Origin of the sequence: Tsukamurella soli, assembly GCF_039541155.1 — a bacterium.
Lineage (GTDB): Bacteria > Actinomycetota > Actinomycetes > Mycobacteriales > Mycobacteriaceae > Tsukamurella > Tsukamurella soli.
The window spans coordinates 1-1,595 of the sequence record NZ_BAABFR010000228.1 but is presented as its reverse complement, the minus strand read 5'-3'; the positions used below and the strand labels follow the sequence as shown (position 1 = coordinate 1,595).

At 74.8% G+C, this 1,595-nt stretch carries 2 protein-coding genes and 1 pseudogene; 1 reads left to right on the top strand and 2 read right to left on the bottom strand.

Annotated elements, in window-relative coordinates:
- Positions 1-563, bottom strand: a 563-nt coding sequence (gene moaC / locus ABD908_RS27265) for a cyclic pyranopterin monophosphate synthase MoaC (RefSeq protein WP_345002028.1), incomplete at its 3' end; no start/stop codon positions are given.
- A 77-nt stretch (positions 564-640) separates the two neighbouring features.
- On the bottom strand, positions 641-835 hold the full coding sequence (locus tag ABD908_RS27260) for a hypothetical protein (protein WP_345002026.1): 195 nt from the start codon (positions 833-835) through the stop codon (positions 641-643).
- A 40-nt stretch (positions 836-875) separates the two neighbouring features.
- Between ABD908_RS27260 and ABD908_RS27255 the strand changes: the two are divergent.
- Positions 876-1,595: pseudogene (locus ABD908_RS27255) on the top strand (helicase-associated domain-containing protein); the annotation flags it as partial.

Below are 1,595 nucleotides of genomic sequence, written 5' to 3'. Positions count from 1 at the left end.
AGGGGGCCGGTGCCGTCGGCCCGCTCGCCCGCCGCCGCCCGCGTGGACGCGACCACGATCGCCGCGGCAGGACCCGCCTGGTCGGGAGCCTCCGCGGCCGGTTCCTCGGCGTCCGGACCGCCGGGGGTGGTATCGGCGGCGCGGACCCACAGGCCCGTCTTCCCGCCCTCCTTGCGCAGGACCCTCACGTCGGTGAGCACCGCGGCGGGATCCATCGCCTTGACCATGTCGTGCAGCGTGAGGCCGGCGACCGTGACCGCTGTCAGGGCCTCCATCTCGACGCCCGTCGCGCCCGTGCACCGGACCGTCGCTGTGATCGCCACCGCGGTGTCCGCCGGCTCGAGGTCGACAGTGACCGACGTCAGCGGCAGGGGATGACACAGCGGCACGAGGTCGGCGGTGCGCTTGGCGGCCGCGATGCCGGCGATCCGCGCGACGGCGAGTACGTCGCCCTTGGCCACGGCATCGGCGCGGATCGCGGCCAGCACGGCCGCGGTGGTGCGGAACTCGCCGGCCGCCACCGCGGTCCGGGTGGTGGCCGCCTTCCCCGACACGTCGACCATGCGGGCGGCGCCGCTCTCGTCGACGTGCGTGAGCCCATCAGCCGACGAGACGGGCCCGCCGGTCACTGGGTGTCCCGTCAGCGGTTGACCCGCGTATCGGGATGGATATAGGGGATGTGGGCCTGCGGGAACGTCACCTCGCCGAACGGCGACAGCGCCCCCACCAGCGGCGCCGCGAACTCCGATACGGCGTGCTCGCCGGCGTCGGCGATCTCCTGGGGCCAGCCGTGATCGACGTAGCCGGGCTTGCTGCTCTTCGCGGTCTCAGACACGTCGCTATTCTGACATGTACGGCCGCCGTAGGCTGTACCGGTGACAGGACGCGGGACCGACGGCGCCTCCGAACACGAGGCCGGCAGCTCACGCCGCCCGCAGACCTCCCGTCCCACGCAGACCTCCCGTCCCACGCAGACCTCACCCGCCCCGCAGACCCTGCCCGCCTGGCTGCGGTCCCGCTCCGACGCCGAGATCGCCGCGCTGCTCGCCGAGCGCCGCGACGTGGCCTCCCCCGTTCCCGCGAACTTCGACGTGCTCGCGTCGCGCCTGTGCTCCGGGCCGTCCATCGGGCGCGCCGCCGAGCACCTCGACCTGCTCGCCCTCGCGGTGATCGAGACGCTCGTGGCCCTGGGCGCCCGGCGCCGTCCAGTGCGAGCCGCGGACGTGTACGCGGCGTTGAAGGGACGGGCCCTGAAAGCACAGGTCGCCGCGCGCCTGCGGCGGCTCCGCTCGCTCTGCCTCGTGTGGGGGCCCGACGATCTGCTGAGCGTGCCGTCGCTGATCGGCGACGCGCTCCCGTGGCGCACCCCGCAGCTCACCGGGCCCGCGGCTGCGCGAACGCTCGACGAGATCCGCGCCGACATCGCCGAGGCGACGGACGACGAGTCGGCGCTGCTGCACCGCCTCGCCGAGGGCAACCCGATCGGCCGCACCAGCGCCGCGGGCGACGGCACGCCGCCTGACCACCCCGTCCAGCGCCTGCTCGCCCGTGGGCTGCTGGCCCGCGTGGACGAGCTCACCGTCGAGCTGCCCGAC